The sequence below is a fragment of the Saccharopolyspora sp. NPDC047091 genome (assembly GCF_040643635.1).
Lineage (GTDB): Bacteria > Actinomycetota > Actinomycetes > Mycobacteriales > Pseudonocardiaceae > Saccharopolyspora_C.
Genome location: NZ_JBEYUS010000056.1, coordinates 17,520 through 43,649 on the forward strand (window position 1 = coordinate 17,520; position 26,130 = coordinate 43,649).

Annotated in this window: 24 protein-coding genes and 1 riboswitch; of the genes, 12 read left to right on the forward strand and 12 right to left on the reverse strand. The window is 72.0% G+C overall.

What is annotated here, in order from left to right; genetic code table 11:
• Positions 1 to 4: 4 nt before the first annotated feature.
• On the reverse strand, positions 5 to 1,576 hold the full coding sequence (locus ABZ805_RS21635; protein ID WP_358443122.1) for a Na+/H+ antiporter: 1,572 nt from the start codon (positions 1,574 to 1,576) through the stop codon (positions 5 to 7).
• A gap of 147 nt (positions 1,577 to 1,723) precedes the next feature.
• Here ABZ805_RS21635 and ABZ805_RS21640 point away from each other — a divergent pair, with 147 nt between their 5' ends.
• On the forward strand, positions 1,724 to 1,990 hold the full coding sequence (locus tag ABZ805_RS21640) for a UBP-type zinc finger domain-containing protein (RefSeq protein WP_358443125.1): 267 nt from the start codon (positions 1,724 to 1,726) through the stop codon (positions 1,988 to 1,990).
• Here the strand turns inward: ABZ805_RS21640 and ABZ805_RS21645 are convergent.
• The gene (locus tag ABZ805_RS21645) at positions 1,966 to 3,141 is read right to left on the reverse strand and encodes a hypothetical protein (protein ID WP_358443127.1); all 1,176 of its coding nucleotides are present in this window, start codon (positions 3,139 to 3,141) and stop codon (positions 1,966 to 1,968) included. The genes ABZ805_RS21640 and ABZ805_RS21645 overlap by 25 nt on opposite strands.
• A 161-nt stretch (positions 3,142 to 3,302) precedes the next feature.
• Here ABZ805_RS21645 and ABZ805_RS21650 point away from each other — a divergent pair, with 161 nt between their 5' ends.
• From ABZ805_RS21650 to ABZ805_RS21660, 3 genes are read left to right on the forward strand one after another with little or no spacing between them, the layout of a single operon-like run.
• Positions 3,303 to 3,965, forward strand: coding sequence for a DUF4383 domain-containing protein (locus tag ABZ805_RS21650; protein WP_358443130.1), 663 nt, complete (start codon positions 3,303 to 3,305; stop codon positions 3,963 to 3,965).
• The gene (locus ABZ805_RS21655) at positions 3,962 to 4,639 is read left to right on the forward strand and encodes a DUF1990 family protein (protein ID WP_358443133.1); all 678 of its coding nucleotides are present in this window, start codon (positions 3,962 to 3,964) and stop codon (positions 4,637 to 4,639) included. Before ABZ805_RS21650 ends, ABZ805_RS21655 begins: the two co-directional genes overlap by 4 nt.
• Positions 4,636 to 5,283: a DUF1990 family protein gene (locus ABZ805_RS21660; protein WP_358443136.1), complete on the forward strand. Its 648-nt coding sequence runs from the start codon at positions 4,636 to 4,638 to the stop codon at positions 5,281 to 5,283. Before ABZ805_RS21655 ends, ABZ805_RS21660 begins: the two co-directional genes overlap by 4 nt.
• Here ABZ805_RS21660 and ABZ805_RS21665 read toward each other — a convergent pair.
• From ABZ805_RS21665 to ABZ805_RS21690, 6 genes are all read right to left on the reverse strand, one after another.
• Entirely contained in the window at positions 5,204 to 5,632 is a 429-nt protein-coding gene (locus tag ABZ805_RS21665) for a hypothetical protein (RefSeq protein ID WP_358443139.1), read from the reverse strand. The genes ABZ805_RS21660 and ABZ805_RS21665 overlap by 80 nt on opposite strands.
• A 304-nt stretch (positions 5,633 to 5,936) precedes the next feature.
• Positions 5,937 to 6,761, reverse strand: coding sequence for an SAM-dependent methyltransferase (locus ABZ805_RS21670; protein ID WP_358443142.1), 825 nt, complete (start codon positions 6,759 to 6,761; stop codon positions 5,937 to 5,939).
• A gap of 100 nt (positions 6,762 to 6,861) precedes the next feature.
• Positions 6,862 to 7,059 carry a DUF397 domain-containing protein gene (locus ABZ805_RS21675; RefSeq protein WP_358443145.1) on the reverse strand — a complete coding sequence of 66 codons (198 nt, stop codon included), beginning with the start codon at positions 7,057 to 7,059 and terminating at the stop codon, positions 6,862 to 6,864.
• Positions 7,056 to 7,913, reverse strand: coding sequence for a helix-turn-helix transcriptional regulator (locus ABZ805_RS21680; protein WP_358443148.1), 858 nt, complete (start codon positions 7,911 to 7,913; stop codon positions 7,056 to 7,058). Before ABZ805_RS21680 ends, ABZ805_RS21675 begins: the two co-directional genes overlap by 4 nt.
• 396 nt (positions 7,914 to 8,309) lie before the next feature.
• Entirely contained in the window at positions 8,310 to 8,996 is a 687-nt protein-coding gene (locus ABZ805_RS21685; protein ID WP_358443151.1) for a biliverdin-producing heme oxygenase, read from the reverse strand.
• A 103-nt stretch (positions 8,997 to 9,099) separates the two neighbouring features.
• A complete protein-coding gene (locus ABZ805_RS21690) occupies positions 9,100 to 10,026 on the reverse strand; it encodes a siderophore-interacting protein (protein ID WP_358443154.1) in 927 nt (308 codons plus the stop codon).
• A 75-nt stretch (positions 10,027 to 10,101) separates the two neighbouring features.
• On the opposite strand from ABZ805_RS21690, the gene ABZ805_RS21695 reads away from it, so the two are divergent.
• The 5 genes from ABZ805_RS21695 (at position 10,102) to ABZ805_RS21715 (ending at position 16,284) form a co-directional block, all read left to right on the forward strand.
• Positions 10,102 to 11,103: an ABC transporter substrate-binding protein gene (locus ABZ805_RS21695; RefSeq protein ID WP_358443157.1), complete on the forward strand. Its 1,002-nt coding sequence runs from the start codon at positions 10,102 to 10,104 to the stop codon at positions 11,101 to 11,103.
• Between the two features lie 514 nt (positions 11,104 to 11,617).
• Positions 11,618 to 12,823, forward strand: coding sequence for an acyl-CoA dehydrogenase family protein (locus ABZ805_RS21700; protein ID WP_358443160.1), 1,206 nt, complete (start codon positions 11,618 to 11,620; stop codon positions 12,821 to 12,823).
• Positions 12,824 to 12,838: 15 nt separating this feature from the next.
• Positions 12,839 to 13,723 carry a haloalkane dehalogenase gene (locus ABZ805_RS21705; protein ID WP_358443163.1) on the forward strand — a complete coding sequence of 295 codons (885 nt, stop codon included), beginning with the start codon at positions 12,839 to 12,841 and terminating at the stop codon, positions 13,721 to 13,723.
• Positions 13,724 to 13,742: 19 nt separating this feature from the next.
• Positions 13,743 to 14,939 carry an acyl-CoA dehydrogenase family protein gene (locus ABZ805_RS21710; protein ID WP_358443166.1) on the forward strand — a complete coding sequence of 399 codons (1,197 nt, stop codon included), beginning with the start codon at positions 13,743 to 13,745 and terminating at the stop codon, positions 14,937 to 14,939.
• Positions 14,940 to 14,949: 10 nt separating this feature from the next.
• Entirely contained in the window at positions 14,950 to 16,284 is a 1,335-nt protein-coding gene (locus ABZ805_RS21715; RefSeq protein ID WP_358443169.1) for an LLM class flavin-dependent oxidoreductase, read from the forward strand.
• 91 nt (positions 16,285 to 16,375) lie between these two features.
• On the opposite strand, the gene ABZ805_RS21720 is transcribed toward ABZ805_RS21715, so the two are convergent.
• Positions 16,376 to 16,774: a hypothetical protein gene (locus tag ABZ805_RS21720; RefSeq protein WP_358443172.1), complete on the reverse strand. Its 399-nt coding sequence runs from the start codon at positions 16,772 to 16,774 to the stop codon at positions 16,376 to 16,378.
• A 159-nt stretch (positions 16,775 to 16,933) separates the two neighbouring features.
• Here ABZ805_RS21720 and ABZ805_RS21725 point away from each other — a divergent pair, with 159 nt between their 5' ends.
• Positions 16,934 to 18,340, forward strand: coding sequence for a hypothetical protein (locus tag ABZ805_RS21725; protein WP_358443174.1), 1,407 nt, complete (start codon positions 16,934 to 16,936; stop codon positions 18,338 to 18,340).
• 26 nt (positions 18,341 to 18,366) lie between these two features.
• The gene (locus tag ABZ805_RS21730; protein ID WP_358443177.1) at positions 18,367 to 18,840 is read left to right on the forward strand and encodes a hypothetical protein; all 474 of its coding nucleotides are present in this window, start codon (positions 18,367 to 18,369) and stop codon (positions 18,838 to 18,840) included.
• A gap of 87 nt (positions 18,841 to 18,927) precedes the next feature.
• Here ABZ805_RS21730 and ABZ805_RS21735 read toward each other — a convergent pair whose 3' ends face one another.
• The 3 genes from ABZ805_RS21735 to ABZ805_RS21745 all read right to left on the reverse strand — a co-directional run bounded on the left by ABZ805_RS21735 (position 18,928) and on the right by ABZ805_RS21745 (position 23,609).
• Positions 18,928 to 19,581 (reverse strand): class I SAM-dependent methyltransferase, encoded by a 654-nt coding sequence (locus tag ABZ805_RS21735; protein ID WP_358443180.1) that lies wholly within the window; start codon positions 19,579 to 19,581, stop codon positions 18,928 to 18,930.
• 97 nt (positions 19,582 to 19,678) lie between these two features.
• Entirely contained in the window at positions 19,679 to 20,752 is a 1,074-nt protein-coding gene (locus ABZ805_RS21740; RefSeq protein WP_358443183.1) for a ribonucleotide-diphosphate reductase subunit beta, read from the reverse strand.
• 25 nt (positions 20,753 to 20,777) lie between these two features.
• Positions 20,778 to 23,609 carry a ribonucleoside-diphosphate reductase subunit alpha gene (locus ABZ805_RS21745; RefSeq protein ID WP_358443185.1) on the reverse strand — a complete coding sequence of 944 codons (2,832 nt, stop codon included), beginning with the start codon at positions 23,607 to 23,609 and terminating at the stop codon, positions 20,778 to 20,780.
• Between the two features lie 120 nt (positions 23,610 to 23,729).
• A riboswitch (cobalamin riboswitch) is annotated at positions 23,730 to 23,954 on the reverse strand.
• Between the two features lie 215 nt (positions 23,955 to 24,169).
• Here ABZ805_RS21745 and ABZ805_RS21750 point away from each other — a divergent pair.
• Complete coding sequence (locus tag ABZ805_RS21750) at positions 24,170 to 25,879, forward strand: bifunctional metallophosphatase/5'-nucleotidase (RefSeq protein ID WP_358443188.1); 1,710 nt, start codon at positions 24,170 to 24,172, stop codon at positions 25,877 to 25,879.
• Positions 25,880 to 26,130 lie beyond the last annotated feature (251 nt).

Genomic DNA, 26,130 nt, shown 5'->3' on the forward strand with positions numbered 1-26,130 from the left:
GCGGTCACTCCCGGTTCAGCATCACGTCCTCCAGGTCCAGTTCGTGCAGCACGCGGCGCAGCACCACGTCGTCGATGCGGCCCTCGTCCCGGAACCGGACGAACACCTCGCGCTCGGCGGCGAGCATCTCGGCGCGCAACCGGCGGTAGGCGGCGCCGGGGCTCTCCCCGACCTCCTCGGCGGAGCGGCCGAGCCGTTCCCACGCCCGGTGGCTGCGCCGTTCCGCGGAGCGCCGCAGGTTCTCGGTGACCTCGTCCGGCGGCGGATCGTCCGCGGAGAGCTCCTCCAGCCGCCGCCGCGCGGCCAGCGCCGCGTTGTGCGCCGCCTCCGCCTCGGCCAGCGCATCGGTGTAGCTCTCCCCGCCGCGCACCCCGAGCGAGCGGATCACCCACGGCAGGGTCAGCCCGTGCAGCAGCAGCGTCCCCAACGTCACGAAGAACGCCAGGAACAGCACCTGCGGGCGCTGCGGGAACGGCGCACCGGTCGAGGTGAACTGCGGGATCGCCGCCGCCGCGGCCAGCGACACCACACCGCGCATCCCCGCCCAGGACACCACCGCGCCGTAGCGCCACGGCGGCGCCCCGCCCCGGCGCAGCAGCAGCTCCGGCAGCTGCAAGGTCGCGAACACCCACACCGCGCGCACCAGCACCACCGTCGCCGTCAGCGCCAGCCCGACCAGCACCAGCGGCACCAGCTGCCCGGCCACGCCCGCGGTGACCGTGCTCAGCTGCAAGCCGATCAGCGCGAACACCAGCGCCTCCAGCAGCGTGTCCGCGGACAGCCACACCGCTCGGTCCTGCAACCGCACCGAAGCGCTGCCCGTCGCCGCCCGCTGCCCCAAGTACAGCCCGGCGACGACCACCGCCAGCACCCCGGAGGCGTTGATGGCCTCCGCCAGCAGGTACGCGGCGAACGGCACCAGCAGGCCCAGCGCGCTCTCCAGCACCCCGTCGGCCAGCGCCCGCCACGCCCGGTGCACCGCCCAGCCCACCGCCCAGCCGACGACCAGCCCGCCGATCGTCGCGAGCAGGAACACGCCCACCCCGGCGGCCAGCGTGTACCCGGTGCCCAGCACGGTGGCCACCGCCACCCGGTAGGCGGTGAGCGCCGTCGCGTCGTTGACCAGGCTCTCGCCGCTGAGCACCGTCATCACCCGCCGCGGCAGCCCCAGCCTGCGACCGATGGAGGTGGCCGCCACCGCGTCCGGCGGCGCCACCACCGCACCCAGCACCAGCGCCGCGCCCAGCGGCATCGCGGGCACCAGCCACCACGCGACCAACCCGGTCACCAGCGTGGTGACCAGCACCGCGCCCAGCGCCAGCGACCCGATCGGGCGGGCGTTCGCGCGCAGGCCGATCGCCGACGAGGTCAGCGCCGCCGAGTACAGCAGCGGCGGCAGCACCAGGTTCAGGATCAGCTCGGGGTCGATCGCGTAGTCCGGCACGCCCGGGACGAACGAGAGCGCCAGCCCGGCCAGCACCAGCACCAGCGGTTCGGACAACCCCCACCGCCGGGCGAGCGCGGTGAGCACGAGCGCGACCGCGAGCAGCCACATCACGTCGGGGAACTGGTCCATGCGGTGCTCTCTCCGTCCTCGCGGGCCGCGCGGTCGACGGAAGTCTAGGAATGATCGACGGATGCTGCGCCTCGTCGCGCCGGTCGCTGGCGGGCCCGGGGTGCGAGCGGGCATGGTGAGCACGATGGCGGAACCCGGGAGGCGACGATGGCCGGATGCGAGCACCTGGAAGCGGCGGCGGACCGGCGGCCCGAGCCCGGTTCCCGCGCCGGCTGCGAGGACTGCGCCCGGCTGGGGCTGAGCGAGTGGGCGCACCTGCGGATGTGCACCGAGTGCGGGCACGTCGGCTGCTGCGACTCCAGCCCGCGGCGGCACGCCACCGAGCACCACCGCGGTACCGGCCACCCGGTGATCCGCTCGTTCGAACCGGGTGAGTCCTGGGCGTGGTGCTACGTGGACGAACGCCTCGGCTGAGCGGGCACCGCCCCGTCCGCCCCGTCCGCCCCGTTCGCCCCGTCCGCGGGGTCCGCGAACCGGCGCCGGATCGCGGCCGCGAAGTCGGCCTGCCCGGCCGCGTCGAACAGGGCGGCCAACCGGCCCGCGAGCCGATCCCGGTCGGCCGCCTCCTCGTCGGCCGAGCTCAGCTCGTCGATCAGCCCGTGCACGTGGTCGATGGCGGTGTGCTCGGCGTCCGCGGGCAGCTCGCCCGCGGACAGCTGCCCGTAGGTGAAGAACCCCGAGTCGAGGGTGCCGCTGAACGACAGCGCATCCCCCTGCAGCGGCAGGCCGTTGCGGAACGGCGCCTGCCGCGCGGACGGCACCAGGTGCCGGAACCGCTCGTCGATCTCGGTGCCGTTGGCGGCCGCGGACAGCTGCGCGAGGGTGCCGATGAGCTCGGCGGCGCGCTCCACGTCGTTCTCGTTGCGGGCCAGCCACCACACCACGGCGCTGCCGGTGTCCTGCAGCACCTCGTCGCCGAGGTAGGCGCGCTTGCTGCGCTCGTGGTCGCGTTCGCGGTGCCAGAGCTGCTCGTCCTTGCGGACCTCCGCGAGCCGGTGCAGCCGGTCGGCGTCCTGCTCCGGCAGCGTCAGCGTGACCTCCGCGGCCCAGGTCTCCACGTGGCCGTGCGGATCGCGCTGCACCGCGCCGAGCGCGCCCGCCAGCTTGTGCGCCACCACCTCGGCACCGCCGGGGTGTTCGGCGGCGGCGATCTCCTTGGCCCGGGTGAGCAGGGTGTCGACCGCCAGTCCCGCCGGGTTCTCGTGCGCCACCCCGACCGCGTCGGCCGGGCGCCGCCACCACACGGTCGCGCCGAACACGAACCGGTAGTCCGGTTCGGAGCTGGGCAGCGGCACGTCCCGCAGCAGCCGCTGCTGCGGCGGTTCCGGTTCGGGCTCGGCGGGGACCGCGGGCCGCTGCTGCTGCACGACCAGCGCCTCGCGCAGCTCCTCCTGCTGGTGCAGCCGCACCAGCCGCCGGGCGTACGCCGCGACGCCCGCCACCAGCGCCGCGCTGCCGAGCAGCCACGCCCACCACGGCCACCGCAGCGCGAGCGCCACCACCGCGGGCACGAGGACGGCGCCGCAGGCGAGCGCAGCCAGCAGGATCTTGTTGTCGCGGCTCATCGCTCCGGCCATTCCGCATCGATCGCTATCGGGCGCCGACAACTGTATGGCGCTCGATCTTCGCGGCGGTACCCGGCGACCGGGGGAAGTGCGCCGACCGGTGTAACCGGATCGGTCCGCGGGTAGCCGCAGAGCGTGACGACGGCCTCCGGGGGTGACCGATGAAGCACGCGACGAAACCCGCGCCGCACCCGGTGCACACGGTGCACCGGATCGGGGCCGTGCTGCTGGGGCTGGTGCTGTGGGCGTTCGGGTTGCTGGGGCTGCTGCAGGGCCTGGACTTCTTCACCACCAGGGGACAACCGGTGCTGGGGCTGTCCAGCAACGGGCTGCTGGCGGTGATCTCGCTGGTGGCGGGGGCGGTGCTGATCGGCTGCGCGGTGTGGGGCGGCAGGCAGGCTTCCACGGTGACCACGTTCATCGGCGCGCTGTTCCTGCTGTCCGGGCTCGTGCACCTGGCGATCCTGAACTCGCCGTTGAACCTGCTGGCGTTCCGGCTGCCGAACGTGTTCTTCAGCCTGGTCGCCGGGCTGGTCCTGCTGTGCACCGGGCTCTACGGCCGGCTCTCCGGCGGGCTGCCGCCGGACAACCCGTACCGGCGGGAACATCCCATGCGCACCCGGCGGCCCGACCCGGAGGAGCAGCTGGCCGACGACACCGCGGACGTGGACGAGGACGAGCAGCGCTACCGGGAAGCGGAGATCGCGATGGGCGAAGGCCACCCCACGCCGGAGCAGACCCAGATCGTGCTGCGCGACCAGGCGCGGCGCCGCGCCGTCGAACGCGCCCGGGCCCGGCGGCGCACCGAGGGCGGCCGCGCGTGAGGGTGCCGTGGCTGTGGAGCTGGCCGCCCGGCCTGCTGCTGGCGGTGCTGCGCGAGCTGACCAGCGACGTGCCGGTGCACCTGGTGGACCGCGCCGAAGCGGTGCGCCCGCCGCCGCCACCCGCCGATCCCGCCGGTCTCCAGCTGCCCGAGCACGGCGTCGGACCGCTGTTCCACCGCCGCTACTCCGCGGAGATCCAGCTGCACCTGTGCAGCGCCGCCGACGTGATGGCGCTGTTCGTCGCCGCACCCGACCGGATGGTGCCCGGCGAGGTGGCCCGCTTCGAACCCGAGGGCGACCACGCGGACCTGCGCCCCGGCGACGACCTGGTGGTGCGGATGCCCGGCCCGTGGGACGGGCCGGTGCGGGTACTGGCGGTGACGCCCACGTCGTTCCGGCTCGCCACCCGGCCCGGCCACCTGGAGGCGGGGCAGATCGAGTTCCGCGCCGACGACCGCGGGATGCGGCTGCTGTTCGAGATCGAGTCGTGGGCGCGCAGCAGCAGCCCGGCGGCCGACCTGCTCTACGACCGGTTGCGGTTGTCCCGGCGGCTGCAGGCGTACCTGTGGGTGCGGTGCTGCGCGCGGGTCTGCGCGGTCGCGGGCGGCCACTTGGTGGACGGCGTGGAGATCTACACCGGGCGCGACGAATCGGCGGTGGGGGAGCGGGTGTGACGGGGTTGCGCTGCGACGACGACCCGCGGCTGCACCGGGAGCTGGCGCGGCTGCGGGACCTGCCGGTGAACTTCGACGTCGACGCGGTGGACCCGCAGGATCCCGGTCCGGAGTGGACGGTGGACGACCGGCGGCGCGAGCTCCCCGGGGAACCACCGGGGCCGCCGCTGGTGGGCGGGCCGTGGGAGCGGGCCTGCGCGCTGGTGGCGGACTACAAGTTCGCCGATCCGACGCTGGTGCGGCGCGCGTGCCGCACCGGCGCGGAACCGGTCGCGGGTGCCGATCTGCTGCTGGAGACCTCGTTCCACGGCCTGGTGTTCCTGCTGCCGTGCCGGGTCGGCGGCATCACCGACAGCACCCGCGACGGGGTGCGGGTGTGGGGCTGGAACTACCGGACGCTGCGCGGGCACCTGGAACAGGGGCAGATGGACTTCCTGGTGCGCAAGGACACCGCGACCGGCGCGGTCGAGTTCCAGGTGCGCGCGTTCTCGCGGACCGCGCCGATCCCGAACCCGGTGGTGCGCCTCGGGTTCGCCGTGTTCGGCCGCAGCACCCAGCTGCGGTTCATCCGCGGCGCCGGTGATCGGATGGCCGAGCTGACCGAGCCAGTAGCGCGGCCAGCCGATCGCAGTCGGCGACGGTGACCGTGACTTCGGGATGCCGGAGCAGCCCCAGCGGTTCGATCCCCGGCACCGGCTCGACGAACCGCACGCACAACCCGCGCTCCCCGTTCGTCGCGCAGGTCAACCCGCCGTCGGCCAGCGACAACCGCGCGGGGCCCGCCGTCCGCACCAGCCAGTACGGGCCGGTCACCGCGGTCGCCGCCACGTTGTCGCGCCCGGTGCGCAGGCACCACGGCCCGAACCGCACGGTGAGCTCGGTGCCGCCGACCCGGACCCACGTGGTGAGCGGGGTGATGCCGAACGCCAGCGCGGGAAGCCGGTGCGCCCGGTCGAACCGGAACGGGAAGCACTCCACGGTCTGCGAGTCCACGCCCACCGGATACCCGGCCGCACCCGCCGCCACGCCGAGACGAACGCCCCGTCCACCCGGACCGCCTGGGCAGGGGGCCGTTCACGCGTTCAGGCCGGCCCCGGCTCGGGGCGGTCCACCTCGCCGTCGGGACGAGCCGAGCAGCCCGATCCGGTCACTGCCCGTCGCTGAACTCGCCCGGCGGGTCTTGTCGGTCTCCTGCCAGCGGCGAAGCCGCTGAGCCGACGACCCGGCACGCAACCGGCACCGACGCCGAGGTTTCCGCTACCCGAGCGCTACGCGGCAGAAGCAGCGAGACAGGCGGTCAGGGTGTGCGGGCGACCGCGGCGGAGATGCAGCGGGAGATCGGGGGCAGCGGTGTGCGGCGCGGCCCGTCCGGCCACCAGTCGTCGGCGATGACCAGGCCCGGTTCGAGCAGCTCCAGTCCGGCCAGCATCGCCTCGATCTCGTCGCGGGTGCGGAAGAACCCGGTGCCGAGCCCGGCGCGCAGCATCGCCTCCACCAGCCGGGCGGGCTCCCCGTCCGCGTCCTCGGGGTCGAGGAAGTGGCTGAACGCGACGAACGACCCGGAGGGCAGCGCCGCCGCGTACTCGCCCACCAGGTCCGCGGCGGACTTGCCGCCCCGCTCCTCGTCGTAGTGGTGCAGCGTGCCGACGTGCAGCAGCGCCAGCGGCCGGGTGAAGTCCAGCTTCTCCCGGACGAGGCGGGCACCGAGCACCTCGGCCGGCCGGTGGATGTCGGCGTCGAGGAAGTGGCTGCGGTCGTTGTCGGCGAGCAGCGCCCTGCTGTGCGCGGCGACCGCCGGATCGTTGTCCACGTACACCACCTGCGCTTCCGGGGCGATGCGCTGCGCGACCTGGTGGGTGTTCTCCGCGGCGGGCAGCCCGGAACCGCAGTCGAGGTACTGGTCGATGCCCGCTTCCCTGGCGAGGAAGCGGACCGCGCGGATCAGGAAGCGCCGGTTCGCGACGGCGAGGCTGCTCGCCGCGGGCACCCGGTCGTTGATCCGGCGGGTCAGTTCGCGGTCCACCTCGAAGTGGTCCTTGCCGCCGATCGCGCAGTCGTAGACGCGCGCCGCGCTGGGCCTGCTGGTGTCGATGATGTCCGAGGGTTCGACCGGAACAGGCATGGTCTCCTCGCAGCGACGTCGACTCGATGATCAACGCCACTGTAGTGGTCGCCACCCCTGCCGGAAGTCTTCAGGCGAACGGGCCCGGACATTGCTCCGTTCAGCGCATCGCGCTGCTCCGGCGGAGCGAGCGCACGAACCGGGACCACTGCGCGGAGCTGGTGGCGAGGTGGCCGGCGGCGCGGTCCTTGGTGTCGCGCACCGCGGCCCCGCCGCCGGGCAGCCGCCCGACCTCCACGCAGTTGGTCTCCTGGCTGCTGTGCGAGGACTTCCGCCAGCCGTGCGGCGCCGAGCTCACGCCGGGACCTGCTCGCGGGCGGCGATCTCGGCGATGAGCTTGCGGGAGTCCTCCCTGCTCAGCGCGATCCGCTCCAGTTCGTCGCGGGCGGCCCGGAACGCGCCCACCGAGTCCTCGTCCTGCAGGAACGCCGAGGAGCGGTGGTGTTCGAGGTGCACCACCGGGTCCGCCTTGGCGAATTCGAGCAGCACGAACGGCCCGGCGTGCGCGGGGGTCCACCCGGCGGCGGACGGGATGATGCGGAGTTCGACGTTGTCCCGCTCGGAGATCTCGTCCAGGAAGCGCAGCTGGTCGTGCAGCCCGCCGGTGCGCCCGATGGGCTGGTGCAGCACGGATTCGAGGATGAGCGCGGTGTACTTCGCGGGCGAGCGCTTGCGGGTGATGGTGTCCCGGCGGCCCTGGCGCATCGCGACCCGCTTGTTCGCCTCCTGCTCGGGCACGCCGGTCGCCATGATCGACCGGGTGTACTCGGCGGACTGGAGCAGGCCGGGCATGAGCAGCGGCGCCACGTCGGTGATCTTGGTGGCGGTGCGCTCGAACTCCAGCAGGGTGGCGAGCTGGTCGACGCCGCCCGCGGCGCCCGGGGTCTGCGAGGGCGCCGGTTCGGCGGCGGCTTCGCGGGCGAGCTTGAGCATCCGGGTCCGCGCGGTGCTGCTGACGCCGAGCACCACGCACACGGCCGAGATGGATTCGGCGGACGGCACCCGGTCGCCGTGTTCCCAGCGGACCAGTACGGAGTGCGAGACGTCCAGGATCGAGGCGAGGCCGCGCAAGGTGTACCCGCTCTTGCGGCGGGCGTCGCGCAGTTCCGCGCCGAGCACGTAGGCCCGCGGTCGTGGTGGAGTTGCGGTCATGTCGCTGAATGCTAATCCATTGTCCGTGACAATGGCGATCATCCGAATGAGTCATTGCTGCCAGGTCTCGGTACCTGGCATTCTGTTTTTTCCTTGATCGGGACCGGTCGAATTCGTCCGCGGTCCGGACCCTCCGGCTTTGGTGCTCCTGTTTTCGCAGGTGGTGGCGGCGCATCGGTACGTGCGGAATTCCGTATTCCGTCCTATGAGGACTTCTTCGGCGGCGGGTTCCCGGCCGGTCGGGGTGCGTTCGGGAGCGGTCCGCGGAATCGGAGTCCGCCGCGGCGATGCAATGACCGGCCAGCCTAGTGCAAGTATTCCCATCGAATTCCGCACTGTTGCGGAATTCGATGGGAACGTTGCAATGTCCGGCGGCTCATTTCCGCTGCCGGGAAGTCACCGGCGGGGGTGCGGAATGCGCGGTGGCAGCCGCTCGCCGAGATCGGCGAACACCTCGGTGTTGAGGTGGTAGGCCAGCCGGACCTCCGCGATGATCCGCCGCTGCTCCCGCTCGTCCCAGCCCGCGGTGTCCAGCAGCAGCCGGTAGGCGTTGCGCACCCCGGCGCTGCTGGGCACCTCGTCGAAGGTGAGGAACGCGAAGCCCTTGCCGTCCGGCGGGTCCAGGCTGCGCCGCATCGCCGAGCGGATCAGCTTGCCGCCGGAGAGGTCGGCGAGGCATCGCGTGTAGTGGTGCGCCACGAACCCGCCGGGCCAGTCGAAGCACACCTCCCGCAGCCGTGCGCAGTACCGCTCGGTGGCGGGGCTGGGGGCGATGACCTCCCGCCAGTCCGGGCCGAGGTAGTAGTGCAGGTCGGTCTCCAGGTGCGGCAGCCTGCGCAGCCGCTCGCTGACGAACGGGCCCGCGACCACGTCGCTGCGCATGGTGTCGGCGGCCTTCTCCAGCACGGCGTAGGCGAAGTAGTGCTGCCCGAGCATCACGGCGTAGGCGTCGGCTTCGAGTTCCCCGGCGAGCAGGGTCCGCAGGAACGGCAGGGACTGGACGTGGTCGTGGTCGGCGCGGGTGCCGGACCGGAGTCTGGCGGCGAAGTCACTGCGTACCGGTTGCTGTGCGGGCGAGGACACTCGAACCTCCGGGCAGTTAGGTAAGCCTTACTTAATCTCCAGGATCGTGGCACGCCGCGGTGCCCGGTGCCAAGAGGTGGCCGCCACTCCCCGCCCGGAGGTGTCAGCTGCGGCCCTCGCGCCAGTAGCCCATGAACGCCACGCAGCTGCGCGGCACCCGGTGGTCCTGCACCAGCACCCGGCGCAGCCGCTTGATCACCGCGGCCTCCCCGGCCAGCCAGCCGTAGACCTCGCCGTCGGACGCGTCCGGCTCGGGCACCTCCCACAGCGTCGCGGTGTCCACGTCCACGTCGTCCAGCCCGGTGTCCGGGGTGCTCCGGGAGTTGAGCTCGCCGAGCGCGCCGGTCACGGATTCCTCCAGCAGTGCCCCGATCGGCGCGGTGCCCTCCGGTCGCTGCCGGATCAGCCAGCGGACCTCGACCCCGCTCGGCGCGCGCCAGGTCTGCACGTCCGCGGCCGTCGGCACCTCCGCGCACACCACGCCGCGCGAGTCGGCGGGCAGCGCCTCGACGATCGCGGCCATCGCGGGCACCGCCGTCTCGTCCCCGGCCAGCACCAGTTGGCGCGCGGTCTCCGGCGGTGACCACTCGCAGCCCCACATCCGGCCGCCGCCCGGCCGGTCCGGCCCGAGCAGCAGCGCCTCGTCACCGGGGGCGGCCGCAGCGGCCCACGCGGAGGCGGGCCCGCTGTGGCCCGAGTCGACGCCGTGCAGCACGAAGTCGATGTCCAGCTCGGACGGGTCCTCCCGGTAGGCGCGCACGGTGTAGGTGCGCAGCGTCGGCCGGATGTCGTCCGGCATCGCCTGCCAGCGCGGGTACCAGCCGTCACCGCCGGGCATGTCGCTCAGCGGCCTGCCGGGCTGCGGCAGGATCAGCTTCACCCGCTGGTCGTCGCCGCCGATGCCGAAGCGGTGCAGTTCGTCACCGGTGAAGGTGATCCGCACGAAGCTCGGGCCGAGCCGTTCGGTGCGCGCCACCCGGGTCCGGAACATCACGTACTGGGGGCGGCGCACTTCGGTCCGCTCGGCCATCTCGCACCTCTTCTGCCCGTCGACTCGACCGATTCGTAGGCTAGCCTAACCTCACGCCGAAAAGGGGGATGGGTGATGGTGAGCAGGACGCGCGTGGCCGGGTTGGTCGCGGCGGTGGCCGCGCTGGCGGGGTGCTCGGCGCCGGCGCCGCAGGACGCGGCGGGTGGCTGGAGCTTCACCGACGACCGCGGGGTGCAGGTGCGCAGCGGCGAGGTGCCGGAGCGGATCATCGCGCAGGTCTCGGCCGCGGGCGCGCTGCACGACTTCGGGGTGCCGGTGGTGGGAACCTTCGGGCCGCTGGTCCGCGACGACGGCAGCACCGAACCGGAAGCGGGCGGCATCGACCCGGCGGCCGTCACCGACGTCACCGGCCCCGGGTACGGGGAGCTGAACCTGGAGGCCGCGGCCGGACTGCGGCCCGACCTGCTGGTCAGCGGCAAGTACGCCGAGTTCGACGGGCTCTGGCACCTGACCGCCGAGCAGGAGGACAAGGTGCGGGCGTTCGTGCCCACCGTCGGCGTCGAGCAGTCCGGCCGCTCGCTGCCGGAGACCATCGGTGCGTACAAGGAACTCGCCCGTGCGCTCGGGTCCGATGTGGACTCGGAGCGGGTGCGGGCGGACCAGGCGCGGTTCGACGCGGCCGCGGACCGGCTGCGCGGCATCGGCGCCCGGATGCGCGCCGAGGGCCGCAGCATCCTGGCGGTCGGCGGCACGAAGCAGGAGTTCTTCGTCGTCGTGCCGGGCCGCAACCCGGACCTGGACTACTACGTGCGGGAGCTGGGCCTGCCGATCCAGACCCCGGCGCACCCGGACACCGCGGGCGGCGGCTACTTCGAGCGGCTCGCGTGGGAGAACGCCGGCGCCTACACGGGCGACGTGCTGATGTGGGACACCCGCGAGGCCTCGCTGCCGCCGGAGCAGCTGAAGCGCAATCCGGTGTTCGCGGCGCAGGAATCCGCGCGGGAGAACCGGTTCGTGGAGTGGGACGCGGTCGCGCCGTTCAGCTACGCGAGCTACGCGGACATCATGACCCGGCTCGCCGACCACCTGGAGGCGCGGCTGTCCGCCGCGAGCTGACGTCCGTCCGCACGCCCCGGGAGCCGCGCGCTCCCGGGGCGTTGTGCTGCGCGTTCCCGCTCGGTGGACGATGAGTTCCGGTCCTTGACCACCCGTAGCGGCGCCACGTAGCTTTTCGGTGGAATATTCCGCAGGGCTATGACGAGGAGGGGCCGGATGCATGACTCCGCCCGCGATCCTCGCCTCGTGGCGCGCCGCCACGTCGACCTGCTGCTGGTGAACAGCTCGCGCTGTCGCGGCTGACGCCCTTCCCCGCACGACCGTCCCGCGCCTGCGCGCCCGCCCGGTATCACCTGCCGGGAAACCGCTTCGGCTGCCGGGAAAATCCGCCGCCCACCTGGGAAATCCGCCAGGTCGTCCCCGGAAACCCGCCAGGCCACTGCGAAAACCCGCCGCCTGCCGCGAAGACCTGCGGCTCGCCGAACGCCACCCGGATCCGCGCGGGGAGGTGGCGGCCCCGCGGCTCGCCGAACTCCCCGCACGACGGGTCCGAAGCCACGCTCCGAGGAGACGCATGAGCACCACCGCCCCCGACACGCTCCCGCCCGCCGCCGTCGACGACGTGCTCGGCCGCATCGCCACCGGCGCCGCGCAGCGCGAACGCGACGGCACCCGCCCGTTCGAGCAGATCGGCTTCGTCCGGGACTCGGGGCTCGGTGCGCTGCGGGTGCCCACCGAGTTCGGCGGTGCGGGCGCGGACCTGCGCCGGTTCTTCGACGTGCTGATCTCGCTGGGCGCCGCCGACCCGGACGTCGCGCAGATCCTGCGCGCGCACTACGGGTTCGGCGAGGTCGTGCGGTTCCTGCCCGACGAGCGGGCGCGGCGGCGCTGGTTCGAGCTGTTCACCGGCGGCTCGATCATCGGGAACGCGGTCACCGAGCGCGGACCGGTGCAGGCCGGGGACTTCGTCGGCCTCGCCACCACGTTCACCCCGGACGGCGACGGGCACCTCATCGACGGCGTGAAGTACTACAGCACCGGCACCCTCTACGCCGACCACGTCTGGGTGTGGGGCGCCACGCCCGATCCGCTGCCGATCAGCGCCGTGGTGCCGGTGGACCGGCCGGGCATCACGATCACCGACGACTGGGACGGGTTCGGGCAGCGCTCCACCGCCTCCGGCACCACCCGGTTCGCGGGGGTGCGGGCCGCCGCCGACGAGGTGTTCGCGTCCTCCCCGGACGATCCGCCCGCACCGCGGCTGACCACCGGCGCGTTCCTGCAGCTGTACCTGACCGCCGTCGTCGCCGGGATCGCGCAGACCGTCGCCGCGGACGCGGTGGAGCTGCTGCGCGGGCGGGGCCGCGGATTCACCCACGGCACCGCGGAGCTCCCGCGCGAGGACCCGGTGCTGTTGCAGGTGGTGGGGGAGCTGTCCGCGAGCGCGCACGCCGCCCGCGCCACGGTGCTCGCCGCCGCCGACGCCCTGGACCACGCCGAGCACGAGCTGCTGGCCGGCCGGTTCGACACCGGCGCCGCGCAGCAGGCCTCGGTGGCCGCCGCGCACGCCAAGACGGTCGTGGACCGGCTCACCCTCGACGCCGCCACCAGGTTGTTCGACGTCGGCGGCGCGTCGGCGACCTCCCGGGAGCGCGACCTGGACCGGCACTGGCGCAGCGCCCGCACCCTCGCCTCGCACAACTCCGATCCGCTGAAGCGCCGCGTCATCGGCGACCACCTGCTGCACGGCACCGAACTGCCGGACAACACCTACTTCTGATCCCGGAGGACCACCATGACCACCAGCCCCCACCGCGACTTCGGCCCGTCCGCGACCGGCCACGACACCCCGGTGCTGGATTCCACGATCCACCACGTGGAAGCGGGTTCCGGCGATCCGATCGTGTTCCTGCACGGCAACCCGACGAGTTCGTTCCTGTGGCGCCACGTGTTCCGCCGCCTGGACGGGCAGGGCAGGCTGCTCGCCGCCGACCTGATCGGGTTCGGCGACTCCGGCAAGCCGGACGTCGACTACGACCTCGCCGACCACCAGCGCTTCCTGGACGCCTGGTTCGACGCGCTCGGCCTGACGAACGTGACCCTGGTCTTGCAGGACTTCGGCGCCGCGTTCGGCCTGAACTGGGCGGCGCGGCACCCCGACCGGGTGCGGGCGGTGCTGCTGGCCGAGCCGGTGCTGCGGCCGATCGAATCGGAGCACCTGCCGGAGCAGTTCGTCGCCACCCGCGCGCTGGTCCGCACCCCGGGCGACGGCGAGCAGTTCGTGCTCGACGACGATCGGTTCCTCACCGAGCTGTTCCCGGCGACCTTCCTGGAACCGCTCGCCCCCGAGGTCCTCGCCGAATACCGCAGGCCGTTCCCCACTCCGCAGTCCCGCAAGCCCGTCCTGTACTTCCCGCGGAACCTGCCGGTGGACGGCGACCCGGCGAGCACCGTCGAATTCCTGGACCGCAGCACCGAATGGCTGCGCACCAGCGACACCCCGAAGTCGCTGCTCACCTTCGAACCCGGCTTCCTGCTCACCCCCGCGATCAGGCAGTGGGCGGCGGAGACCGTGCGGAACCTGGAGATCACCCCGGCGGGCGCGGGCGTGCACTTCGTGCAGGAGGAACAGCCCGAAGCCATCGCCGACGCCGTGACCGCGCTGCTCGCCCGCAGCTGACCCCGGAACGGAGCACACCATGACCGCTCAGCAGACGGGCACCGTCCGGTACGGCAGTCCCGAACTCGACGAACTGCTGGACCGCATCGCGGCGGGAGCCTTCGACCGCGAACGCGACGGGATCGCCCCGCACGAGCAGATCCGCTGGATCAAGCAGGCCGGGCTGGGCGCGCTGCGCGTCCCGGCGGAGGAAGGCGGTGGCGGCGCGACCCTGCGCGAACTGTCCGACGTGGTCGTCCGGCTCGCGCACGCCGACTCGAACATCGGGCACCTGCTGCGCGCCCACTTCGGCACCGTCGAGGACATCGTCGCCGCGCCCGGCTCGCCCGGCCGCAGCCGTTGGATCGAGCGGATCGTCGGCGGCGGGCTGTTCGGCAACGGCAACAACGAGCTCGGCGCGCTGCACGCCGGGGACTTCGCCAAGGGCACCATGTTCACCCCGGACGGCGAGGGTTTCCGCCTCAACGGCACCAAGTTCTACTCGACCGGCACCCTGTACGCGGACTTCTCGTTCGTCACCGGCGTCACCGCCGACGGGCTCCCGGCGACCGCGCTGATCCCGGTGGACCGGGACGGCGTGGAGCTGCTGGACGACTGGGACGGGTTCGGGCAGCGGCTCACCGCCACCGGCACCACCCGGCTCACCGACGTGCGGGTGGAGCCCGACGAGATCACGCTGCCGCCCGCGGACCTGTCGACGGTGCCGCGCTGGCGGCTCGGGCCGTACTACCAGCACCACTTGAACCTGGTGGTCGCCGGGAACCTGCACTCGGTGCGGGACGACGCGCTGGCCCTGATCCGCGGGCGCGGGCGCAGCTTCACGCACGGTTCGGCGGACCTGCCGCGCGAAGATCCGGTGCTGCAGGAGGTGATCGGGGAGATCGCCGCGCTCGCGTTCGCCGCGGAGGCGACCGTGCTGGAGACCGCCGACGTGCTGGACCGCATCGGCACCGGGCCGGACGTGGACGCAGACGTGCACGAGGCCTCGCTGCGCGCCTCGCAGGCCCAAGTCGCGGTGGACGCGTTCGGGCTGCGCGCCGCGGACCTGCTGTTCGAGGTCGGTGGGGCGTCGGCGACCCGGCAGCCGAAGAACCTGGACCGGCACTGGCGCAACATCCGCACCGTCGCCTCGCACAACCCGGTGCGCTTCAAGAACCGGGCGATCGGCGAGCTGCTGGTCAACGGCACGACCCTGCCGGACAACACCTACTTCTGAGAGCGAGCCCATGCCTTCGGACCAGCGCCGACTGCACCTCAACGCGTTCATCCTGTCCTCCGGGCACCACGAGGCGTCGTGGCGCTACCCGCACTCGACGCCGGAGCGGATGTTCGACGCGTCGTTCTACCGGTCGATCGCCCGCACCGCGGAGGACGCGGCGTTCGACGCGATCTTCCTGGCCGACATCCCGAAGCTCGACGACAACATCGAGTTCAACGCGGCGGGCCGGCTCGACCCGCTGCTGGTGCTGGCGACGATCGCCGCCGCCACCGAGCGGATCGGGCTGATCGCCACCGCCTCCACCGGGTACACCTACCCGTGGAGCCTGGCGCGGTCGCTGGCCACCCTCGACCACCTCTCCGGGGGCCGGGCGGGCTGGAACATCGTCACCACCGCGCCACCGGCGGCGGCCCGCAACCACGGGCTGGCGGACAGCCCGGAACCGGCGCTGCGCTACGAGCGGGCCGACGAGCACGTGGCGGCGGTGCTGAAGCTGTGGGACAGCTGGGAGGACGACGCGATCCGGCTCGACCGCGAGTCCGGCCGCTACGTCGACCCGGCGAAGATCCACCCGCCGCGGGTGCGCGGCGAGCACATCTCGGTGGAAGGGCCGCTGACGAGTCCGCGCCCGCCGCAGGGCTACCCGGTGCTGGTGCAGGCCGGGGCGTCCAACCCGGGCCGCGCGTTCGCCGCCCGCTACGCGGAGGCGATCTTCGCCGCGCAGCAGCGGCTGGAGGACGCCCAGGTGTACTACCGGGACGTCAAGAAGCGCACCGCCGACGCCGGGCGCGACCCCGAGCACGTGAAGATCCTGCCCGGCATCAGCCCGTTCATCGGCGGCACCGAGGAGGAGGCGAAGCGGCTGGAGCAGGAGTTCAACGAGCTCACCGTCGTCGAGTACGGCCTCATCCAGCTGGAGGACTTCGCCGGGGCGAAGGCGGACCTGGCGGACCTGGACGAACCGGTGTCCGCGGACCTGTTCCAGGACGCCGGGGACGTCAACGACAACAACTGGAGCCGCCGCCAGCTCGTCGCCGGGATCGTCGAACGCGAACGGCCCACGTTGCGGCAGTTGCTGCACCGGCTCGCCGGGGCGCGCGGCCACCGCGTCGTCACCGGCACCCCCGAGCAGGTAGCCGACGCCATGCAGGAGTGGTTCACCTCCGGCGCCGCCGACGGCTTCAACGTGATGCCGCCCTACCTGCCCGGCGGCCTGGAGACCTTCACCGAGACGGTCGTGCCGATCCTCCGCGAACGCGGCCTGTTCCGGGAGGGCTACGAAGGTTCCACCCTCCGCGACCACCTCGGCCTGCCCCGCCCGCAGAACCAGCACGTTCGCTGATCCGCACCGGATGCACGGCCCGCTCGACCGGCCGCACCGGTCAGCGGGCCGTGCACCCGAGATCCACCGGGCTTTCGTTGCGGGAGACCCTTCAGCCTCCGGAGGGGGCCGGGTCCGGCTCTTCGTCGAGTTCCGGCGTGGCGTTCGCCGGGTCGTACCAGACGATCCGAGGCCGGATGTGCGTGCCGAAGCGGTACCCCCGGAGGACTTGCCCAGGCGTGGGGCCGCTCGTGAAGCCGCGACCGTTGACGGGGACGACCACCGTCCGGTCTTCGAGCGCGAGGCCCCACGCCGCGACGCGTCCGTCGACGCGTTCCCCGTACTCCTGCACGACGGCGAACATCTTCGGCGCCGTATCCGCCACGATCCCCGCCATGATCTCGGCGAACATCCGCTCGTCCCCGAGCGGCGGCCTACCGGTCGGATCGTGCACGAACGCGTCCAGCGGATGCGGCGATTCGCAGTGCCTCGCGGTCACATCGGTCGACATCTCTCTCCCTCTCTTCCTACTTCGGGGATGACAGGGGTCCACTGTCGGCGCGTAGCGGACATCCACCGATACGGATCGCGGGTCATCGCGGGTCAGATCGCCATCTGGCCCGCAGAGGCTTTGGTTACACTCGGTGTCCGATCGGAAGAGGAGGCCGCCGTGGCCGCACCGAATTCGCTGCTGCGAGACGCGCGTGAAGCGACCGAGTCACGGCGGGTTCCCGGGGAGTGCATGGCGCGGTCCGAGCTTGCCGACGAGGTCAACCGGTACCTTTTCTCGGTCCTGCACAAGCGTTACGTTCTCGACCGGCACCAGATCGCCCGGTACGAGCGTGGTGAAGTTCGTTGGCCGGGTGCTGCCTATCGCGCTGGGCTGCGCGCAGTGCTCGGCGCCGAAACCGATGCCGATCTCGGTTTCACTCCGCGTAAGCGGGCAGTCGTGCGGACGGTTCTCACCGACGTTGGTGAAGCGCCATCGGGATGGCATCCTGCGGATGTCCTGGCCACTGCCGACGAGATGACGGGTGAGGATGTGGCACTTTCTCGGCGTCAAGCGCTCGGTGCCGCATCGGCCACCGCCGGAGCGGCCGTCACGGAACCACTCCAACGCTGGCTCGCACCTGTGCGCAGCAGCTTTCCCGGTGCGTCGGCGATCAGTGACGTTGAGCTCGTCGGCTGGCAGCAGGTCGCCCGCCGATTTCACGACTGGAACAAGACCCCGACGGGCAGCCTCGCACGCAAGGCGGTGATCGCCCAGCTCAACGAGCTCAGCGACCGGCTCAAGGAAGTGTCGGAGGCTCCGACCACTCGCCCCGCTTTCCTAGTGGGGGCGGACCTCGCCGAGATCGCCGCGTCGATGTCCTGGGACGTCGGACTCCACCGCGCTGCCCAGCGGTACTACTCGCTATCGGTCAAGTTCGCCAAGGTGGCCGGTGACGACACTTTCGCGGCACTCACGCTCGCGTCGTTCGCCCGCCAGTGCTTCGACATCCGGCAACCCGGCGATGGTCTTGAACTTGTGCAGCTCGCGCAGTACGGCACCCGCAGATCTGCTGTGCCGAGACTTCGTTCGCTCTTGGCGACGCGAGAGGCGTGGTCGTATGCGCAAACCGGTGCGGTTCAACCGTTCCACCGGGCGGCCGGGCTCGCCGAGGACCACTTCGCCGAGGATCCGAGCGGCACAGGCGGGCCGGTGGGCGGACTCGACCAAGCTGAACTCTTCGGCGTGCTCGGCGCACGTTGGAGAGACCTCGCCGTCGCCAGTGAGCAAGCGAAGCAGGCACGCCACGCGCAGGAGTACATCGGTCGCGCGCTCGAGCTCCGAGAGCCCGGCAGTGTGCGAAATCGCGCATTCGACTTGATCGGTCTCGCCCGCTCGCACCTCATCACCACAGAACCGGACTACGCGTGCGACCTGATCGAGACCGCGCTTCCCATCGCGGCCGACTGGGTCTCCGGCCGTGTCGGAGAGAAGCTGCGGGACTTTCACAAGGAATCGCAACGGTTCGGCGACGTACCTCGGGTGCGCGCCACGCGCGACGCCGTTCGCGATGTGATCACCATCTGAGCACGACGGAACGGAAAGGGAAACAGGTGCGCATCGGAATCACCGGGCACACGAACCTGACCACGGCGACGGGTCGCCTGGTGCGCAAGGCGCTCGAAACCGAGCTCGCCGGGCACACCGACCTGATCGGCCTGAGCTGCCTCGCGCGTGGCGCTGATCAGATCTTCGCCCGCGTCGTGCTCAACGGCGGCGGGACGCTGGAGGTCGTGCTGCCTGCCGCCGACTACCGCGAACGCAAGGTGAAGCCGGACAACGCCGTCACCTTCGACGAGCTCATCGCCGAGGCGGCGGCCGTGCGCACCATGCCGTTCGCCGAGTCCGGCAGCGACGCCTACCTGGCGGCAGGCGAGCACATCCTCGATTCCGCCGACGCGCTCTACGCCGTGTGGGACGGGCGACCGGCCGGCGGACGCGGCGGCACCGGCGACGTCGTGCAAGCAGCACGGCAACGCGGATTGCCGGTCACCGTCGTATGGCCGGAAGGCGCCGAACGCGACTGATCACGCCACACCCCCTGCCGAGCCGCCGACCAATGGCCCATTCGACCAAGGAGAATGGGTGGATGGGCCATTCACCTGGGGCGGGGGTCAGTCGCGGCGGGCGACGAGGACGACGCCGGGGCCGGTGTGCTCGTCGGCGGGGAGGCGGAGTTCGGCGGTGGGCCGCAGCCCGGCCCGCTCGACGAGCTCGGTCAGCTGCTCGGGCCGCCACTGGTACGTCGTCCAGCGGACCGGGACGCCGTAGTACGCCTCGGTGCGCTGCAGGTCGTCGTCGCCGACGTGCGTCGCGATGATCAGCTGACCGCCCGGGACCAGCGCCTTCGCGAACGACGCCAGCACGTCGGGCAGCACCTCGCGCGGCAGGTTGAACAGCGACCACCAGCCCAGCAGCCCGCCGAACGACGAGTCCGCCAGGTCGAGCTCGGTGGCGGAGCCGACGCGGAACGAGCACTCCGGGTGCAGCCGCCGCGCGTGCTCGATCATGCGCGGGGACAGGTCCACGCCTGCCACGTCCAGGCCCCGCTCGGCCAGGTAACCGGTGACCGTGCCCGGTCCGCAACCGACGTCGAGCACCGGGCCGAGCCCGGCGACCTGGTCGGCGAACACGTCCATCGCGGCGCGCAGCCACGGGTGGGCGCGGACATCGCCGATGCCCGTCGTGGTCACCATGTCCACGTAGTCGTCGGCCACGCGGTCGTAGGACTCCCGAACGACGTCGAGATCAGGAACCGGAACGCTCATGCCGGGCACCCTATGCCGCGTCGGCGGCCCGGCGCGGTGGAACGACCGGAACGCCGGCGGGCCGCCCGCCGAGTTCCCGGCGGGCGGCCCGATCCGCTCAGTCCCAGGTGAGGGAGGAGCCGGACTGGTACTCGGTGACGCGGGTCTCGAAGAAGTTCTTCTCCTTCTTCAGGTCCATCGCCTCCGACATCCACGGGAAGGGGTTCTCGACCTCGGCGAACACCGGGGTGAGGCCCAGCTGGGCGCAGCGGCGGTTGGTGATGAAGTGCATGTACTGCTCGCACAGCTCGGCGTTGATGCCGAGGATGCCGCGGGGCATGGTGTCCCGGCCGTAGGCGACCTCCAGGCGGCACGCGTCGGCGAGCATGCCGCGCACCTCCTCCTGGAACTCCTCGCTCCACAGGTGCGGGTTCTCCAGCTTGATCTGGTTGATGCAGTCGATGCCGAAGTTCAGGTGGATCGACTCGTCGCGCAGGATGTACTGGTACTGCTCGGCGATGCCGACCATCTTGTTCCGCCTGCCCAGCGACAGGATCTGCGCGAAACCGGTGTAGAACCACATGCCCTCGAAGATCACGTAGAAGGCGATGAGGTCGCGCAGGAACGCCTGGTCGCGCTCCGGGCCGCCGGTGGCGAACTCGGGGTTCTCCAGGTTCTGGGTGTGCCGCAGCGCCCACTCGTCCTTCTCCGAGATGGACGGGATCTCGCGGTAGGCGTTGAACAGCTCGCCCTCGTCGAGGCCCAGGCTCTCGCAGATGTACTGGAAGGTGTGCGTGTGCACGGCCTCCTCGAACGCCTGGCGCAGCAGGTACTGGCGGCACTCGGGGTTGGTGATGTGCCGGTACACGGCGAGCACGATGTTGTTGGCCACCAGGGATTCCGCCGTGGCGAAGAACCCGAGGTTGCGCTTGAGCATCAGCCGCTCGTCCTCGGTGAGCCCGTCGCGGGAGCGCCAGAGGGCGATGTCGGCGTGCATGGACACCTCGGTGGGCATCCAGTGGTTGTTGCAGCCGGCGAGGTACTTCTCCCAGGCCCAGCCGTACTTCAGCGGCAGCAGCTGGTTCACGTCCGCCTGGGCGTTGATCATCGCCTTGTCGTCGACGTTGATCCGGCCCGCGCCGCGGTCGATCTCGCCGAGCCCGGTGGCGTCGGTGGTGTGCACGGAAGTCATGAGTCCTCCAGGGGGAACGGGGCGGTCACTGGCAGGCTTCGCAGTCGGGGTCGTCGATCGCGCACGCCTGCGGCTGCGGCGACGGAGCCGGGGCCGGGGCGGCGGCGGGGGAGACCGCGTTGAGCTTGCCGTCGGTGCCGCGCAGCGTGGACTTCTCCACGTGCGTCGCACTGCTGGACCGCAGGTAGTAGGTGGTCTTGAGGCCCTTGCGCCACGCCAGCCGGTACAGCTCGTCGAGCTTGCGGCCGCTCGGCGCCGCCATGTACAGGTTCAGCGACTGCGCCTGGTCGATCCACTTCTGGCGGCGGGACGCGGCCTCCACCAGCCAGTGCGGTTCGATCTCGAACGCGGTGGCGTACAACGACTTCAGCTCGGCGGGCACCCGGTCGATCGGAGCCAGGTCGCCGTCGAAGTACTTCAGGTCCTGCACCATCGCCTCGTCCCACACGCCCGCGGCCTTGAGGTCCCGCACCAGGTCGGCGTTGAGCACGGTGAAGTCGCCCGACATGTTCGACTTCACGTACAGGTTCCGGTACAGCGGCTCGATGGACTGGCCGACGCCGCAGATGTTCGAGATCGTCGCCGTCGGGGCGATGGCCAGCACGTTCGAGTTGCGCATGCCGTTCGCGCGGACCTGCTCCCGCAGCCCGTCCCAGTCCAGAGTGGACGAACGGTCCAGGTCGACGCCGGTCTCGCGGGCCTGCGCCAGCAGCTCCAGCGAATCGATCGGCAGCACGCCGCGGCTCCACAGCGAACCCTCGAACGACTCGTAGCGCCCGCGCTCGGCCGCCAGCTCGGAGGACGCGGTGATCGCGTGGAAGCTGATGTGCTCCATGCTCAGGTCCGCGAACTCCACCGCGGCCTGCGAGGACATCGGGATGCGCTGCGCGAACAGCGCGTCCGAGAAGCCCATCAGGCCCAGGCCCACCGGGCGGTGCCGCAGGTTCGAGGCCCGCGCCTCCGGGATCGTGTAGAAGTTCACGTCGATGACGTTGTCCAGCATCCGCACCGCCGTGCGGGTGGTGCGCCGCAGCCGCTCCACGTCCAGGCCCTCGGCCGTGACGTGCCGCGCCAGGTTGATCGAACCGAGGTTGCACACCGCGACCTCGTCGGCGCTGGTGTTCAGCGTGATCTCGGTGCACAGGTTCGAGGAGTGCACCACGCCCGCGTGCTGCTGCGGCGAGCGCAGGTTGCACGGGTCCTTGAACGTGATCCACGGGTGCCCGGTCTCGAACAGCATCGTCAGCATCCGGCGCCACAGGTCCACCGCGCGGACCTGGCGGAACACCTTCAGCTCACCGCGCTCCGCGGCCGCCTCGTACTCCCGGTAGCGCTGCGCGAACGCGGTGCCGTACAGGTCGTGCAGGTCCGGCACCTCGTCCGGGGAGAACAGCGTCCACGGCTCGTCGGCCTCGACCCGGCGCAGGAACTCGTCCGGCACCCAGTTCGCCGTGTTCATGTCGTGCGTGCGCCGCCGGTCGTCGCCGGTGTTCTTGCGCAGGTCGAGGAACTCCTCGATGTCCACGTGCCAGGTCTCCAGGTACGCGCACACCGCGCCCTTGCGCTTGCCGCCCTGGTTCACCGCGACCGCCGTGTCGTTGGCGATCTTCAGGAACGGCACCACGCCCTGCGAGGAACCGTTCGTCCCCTTGATGTGCGCGCCGGTGCCGCGGACCGGGGTCCAGTCGTTGCCGAGCCCGCCCGCGTACTTCGACAGCAGCGCGTTGTTGCTGATCCCGTGGAAGATCCCGTGCAGGTCGTCGTCCACGGTGGTCAGGAAGCAGGACGACAGCTGCGGGCGGGTGGTGCCCGCGTTGAACAGCGTCGGCGTCGAGCACATGAAGTCGAACGAGGAGATCAGGTCGTAGAACTCGATCGCCCGCGCCTCCCGGTCGTCCTCGCGCAGCGCCACGCCCATCGCGACCCGCATGAAGAACGCCTGCGGCAGCTCGAACCGCACCCCGTTCTCGTGCAGCAGGTACCGGTCGTAGAGCGTCTGCAACCCGAGGAAGCCGAACGCGATGTCCCGGTCGGCGTCCAGCGCCGCGCCCAGCCGCTCCAGGTCGAAGCGGGCGAGCTCCGGGTCCAGCTGCTCCAGCTCGATGCCGCGCCGCACGTAGTCGGCGAAGTAACCGGCGTAGCGGTCCCGCATCTGCACCTGGTCGGCCTCGGTCGGCTCGCCCGCGACGAAGCTCAGCGCCTCGCGGCGCAGCTTGTCCAGCAGCAGCCGAGACGTCACCAGCGAGTAGTTCGGCTCCGCCTCCACGAAGGTGCGCGCCGCCATCGTCAGCGACTCGGCCAGCTCCGCCGAGCTGATGCCGTCGTAGACGTTGCGCCGCACCTCCCGCAGCACCTGGTCGGCCCGCACGTCGTCCAAGCCCTCGCAGGCCTGCTCGACGACGGTCGACACCCGCTCCCAGTCCAGCGGCACCCGGGTGCCGTCCGGCGCGGTCATCTCCAGGCGGGGAGCGGCGTCCTCGGCGGGAGCCACCTCGGCCTCGCGGGCCTGCGCGTGCTCCTCCCGGTAGAGCACGTAGGCGCGGGCGACGCCGTGGTGCCCGCCGCGCATCAGCGCCAGCTCCACCATGTCCTGGATCTGCTCGATGTGCACCAGGCCCTCGGTGCCCGCGTGGCGCAGCACGCCCTGCGCCGCCTGCTCCGTCAACTCCGCGACGATCTGGTGCAACCGCGACGACGATGCGGCCGAATCCCCCTCGGCCGCCAGGAACGCCTTGGTCAACGCCACGGAGATCTTCGTTTCGTCCCAACCGGAAACGGTCCCGTCGCGCCGCAGCACCCGCACTCCTGCCGGTACCACCGCGGTCGCTGCTGACGGCCGGGTCGTGGACTCGGTCACTGGCTCTCTCCTCGCAAGCTCGGACACCTGCCCGGAACTCCTCGGAACGCGCCAGGACCGCGGCGCGCACGGCACCGCTCGTCCCGCAACCCTCCCGCGAGGTCCCGGACGGCGCGCACCCCTCGTGCGCGCACCGATGGCAGGTCTTCGGACTCACGGGCGACCGGTGCTCGGCACCGGACCTACTGGCCGTCGCTTCCCGGACGCCGAGCGTCCAGTGCTGCACCACCGGGAGGTGGTGACGGCGGTCGTTCCCGTTCACCGCTGCGGGGCAGTCCCGGACTCGCACCGGGTTCCCTGTTGTCACGCCGGCCGGACCGGCGAACCATCAGCGGGCGCCACACTACATCTTGGGTTCGACGGTGATCCGGACCCCATCATCATCGGCGTGGCGGTGTCGATGGCGGACGCGTTCGGTAGCGGCTCGCGCACGCCCGGGACGCATCCTGCCCGCACCCGGCGGAGTTCGCACGAGGGGTGTGACGCGGATTCGGTGGTGGTCGTCGGTGGCGCCGGGCAGACTGCCTCCCGAGATCACCACCTGGGAGGAAGACCGAACCATGCGTGCCCACCGCGTGCGACGCGGACTCGCCGTCGCCGCCACCGCACTCGCCACCGCCGCCACTGCCACCGGGGCGACCGCAGGCGCCGCACCGCAGGACCCGCCCGCGACCACCGACGTCCGGCTGATCACCTTCAACGACCTGCACGGCAACCTCGAACCGCCCACCGGGTCCTCCGGGACGGTCGAGCTCGACGACGGCCGGACCGTCGAAGCCGGCGGCGCCGCCTACCTCGCCACCCACCTGCAGCGGCTGCGCGCCGAGGTGCCGAACTCGCTGGTCTTCTCGGCCGGCGACAGCGTGGGCGCCTCGCCGGTGAATTCCGCGCTGTTCCACGACGAACCCACCGTCGACTTCCTCAACTCGCAGGACGTCCGCGGCCACGTCGTCGGCAACCACGAGTTCGACGAGGGCTACCAGGAACTCCAGCGGCTGCAGACCGGCGGCTGCCACCCGCAGGACGGTTGCGAGTTCCGCGATTCCTTCGACGGCGCGAGCTTCCCGTACCTCGGCGCCAACGTCACCTTCGAGGACGGCGGCGCTCCCGCGCTGATGCCGTTCACCGTGCAGGTCTCCGGCGGCGTCCCGATCGGCGTGATCGGTGCGACGCTGCACGACCTCCCGAACGTGGTCAGCCCCGAAGCGGTGCGCGGCCTGCGGTTCGGCGACGAGGTCGAGGCCATCGACCGCACCTCCGACGCGCTGGAGCGCTTCGGCATCAAGGCGCAGGTCGTGCTGCTGCACCAGGGCGACGAAGCCGACGGCGGCGGACCGAACTCCTGCGACGTCGCCGCGGGCGGCCCCGCCACCGAGATCGCCGAGAACGTCTCCCCGCAGGTCGACGCCGTGTTCAGCGCGCACAGCCACCAGCAGTACAACTGCACCGTCACCGACCCGGCGGGCGCCCCGCGGCCCGTGGTGCAGGGCGCCTCCTACGGCAGGCTGCTGTCGGTGCTGGACCTGCGCGTCGACCGCCACACCCGCGAGGTCGTGCGGGAGCAGAGCACCGCGCACAACGAGGTCGTCACCCGCGACGTCGAACCCGACCCGGAGGCCGCCGCGCTCGTCGAAGAGGCCCGCGCCAAGGCCGCGCCCATCGCGAACCGCGCCGTCGGCACCGCCACCGGCGACCTGCTGAAAACCCCGGCGCCGTCCGGGGAATCCAGCCTCGGCAGCGTCGTCGCCGACGCCCAGCTGGCCGCCACCCGCGACACCGGGGCGCAGCTCGCGCTGACCAACCCGGGCGGGGTGCGCGCCGACCTGCCGCACGCCTCCTCCCCGGCGGGCGAAGGAGACGGCGTCATCACCTACGGCGAGGCGTTCGCCGTGCAGCCGTTCGGCAACACCATGCAGACCATGACGCTCACCGGCGCGCAGCTGCAGGCCGTGCTCGAACAGCAGTGGAGCGACGAGGGCGAGAACGTGCTGCAGGTGTCGGCCGGGCTGCACTACCAGTACTCGCGGTCCGCGCCGATCGGCTCGAAGGTCTCCGGCCTCACCCTCGACGGCGCGCCCGTCGACCCGGCCGCGCAGTACCGGGTGGCGGTGAACAACTTCCTCGCCGGTGGCGGGGACGGGTTCACCGGCTTCACCGAGGGCACCGACGTCGCGGGCGGACCCGTGGACCTGGACGCCCTGCTCGGCTACCTGGCGGCGAACCCCGGCGTGGTGCCACCCGCCCCGGACCGCATCACCGCGACCGACTGACCCGGCCCCCGGCGGCGCACCCCGCGCCGCCGGGGAACCCGGTCGTACCAAGGGAAACCCGCCGACGAGCCCGAGCCGTCCGCCTTTTCTTGTCAGCGGCGCAGCCGCTGAGCAGCGACCACCCAAGACACCGGCACCGCCGCGGGTTCTCAGCGGTTCCCTCGCGAGGACAGCGTTTTCGCATGTGGCGGAGCCACCTGTGAAAACGATCCCGCAGCGAGGGAACCGCTGAGGTTCCGCCACCCGACCAC

Bases quoted from the DNA above. Each gene is read 5' to 3' on its own strand.
- ABZ805_RS21635 (WP_358443122.1), bottom strand. From the start codon at position 1,576: ATGGACCAGTTCCCCGACGTGATGTGGCTGCTCGCGGTCGCGCTCGTG.
- ABZ805_RS21640 (WP_358443125.1), top strand. From the start codon at position 1,724: ATGGCCGGATGCGAGCACCTGGAAGCGGCGGCGGACCGGCGGCCCGAG.
- ABZ805_RS21645 (WP_358443127.1), bottom strand. From the start codon at position 3,141: ATGAGCCGCGACAACAAGATCCTGCTGGCTGCGCTCGCCTGCGGCGCC.
- ABZ805_RS21650 (WP_358443130.1), top strand. From the start codon at position 3,303: ATGAAGCACGCGACGAAACCCGCGCCGCACCCGGTGCACACGGTGCAC.
- ABZ805_RS21670 (WP_358443142.1), bottom strand. From the start codon at position 6,761: ATGCCTGTTCCGGTCGAACCCTCGGACATCATCGACACCAGCAGGCCC.
- ABZ805_RS21680 (WP_358443148.1), bottom strand. From the start codon at position 7,913: ATGACCGCAACTCCACCACGACCGCGGGCCTACGTGCTCGGCGCGGAA.
- ABZ805_RS21690 (WP_358443154.1), bottom strand. From the start codon at position 10,026: ATGGCCGAGCGGACCGAAGTGCGCCGCCCCCAGTACGTGATGTTCCGG.
- ABZ805_RS21695 (WP_358443157.1), top strand. From the start codon at position 10,102: ATGGTGAGCAGGACGCGCGTGGCCGGGTTGGTCGCGGCGGTGGCCGCG.
- ABZ805_RS21700 (WP_358443160.1), top strand. From the start codon at position 11,618: ATGAGCACCACCGCCCCCGACACGCTCCCGCCCGCCGCCGTCGACGAC.
- ABZ805_RS21705 (WP_358443163.1), top strand. From the start codon at position 12,839: ATGACCACCAGCCCCCACCGCGACTTCGGCCCGTCCGCGACCGGCCAC.
- ABZ805_RS21710 (WP_358443166.1), top strand. From the start codon at position 13,743: ATGACCGCTCAGCAGACGGGCACCGTCCGGTACGGCAGTCCCGAACTC.
- ABZ805_RS21715 (WP_358443169.1), top strand. From the start codon at position 14,950: ATGCCTTCGGACCAGCGCCGACTGCACCTCAACGCGTTCATCCTGTCC.
- ABZ805_RS21720 (WP_358443172.1), bottom strand. From the start codon at position 16,774: ATGTCGACCGATGTGACCGCGAGGCACTGCGAATCGCCGCATCCGCTG.
- ABZ805_RS21735 (WP_358443180.1), bottom strand. From the start codon at position 19,581: ATGAGCGTTCCGGTTCCTGATCTCGACGTCGTTCGGGAGTCCTACGAC.
- ABZ805_RS21740 (WP_358443183.1), bottom strand. From the start codon at position 20,752: ATGACTTCCGTGCACACCACCGACGCCACCGGGCTCGGCGAGATCGAC.
- ABZ805_RS21750 (WP_358443188.1), top strand. From the start codon at position 24,170: ATGCGTGCCCACCGCGTGCGACGCGGACTCGCCGTCGCCGCCACCGCA.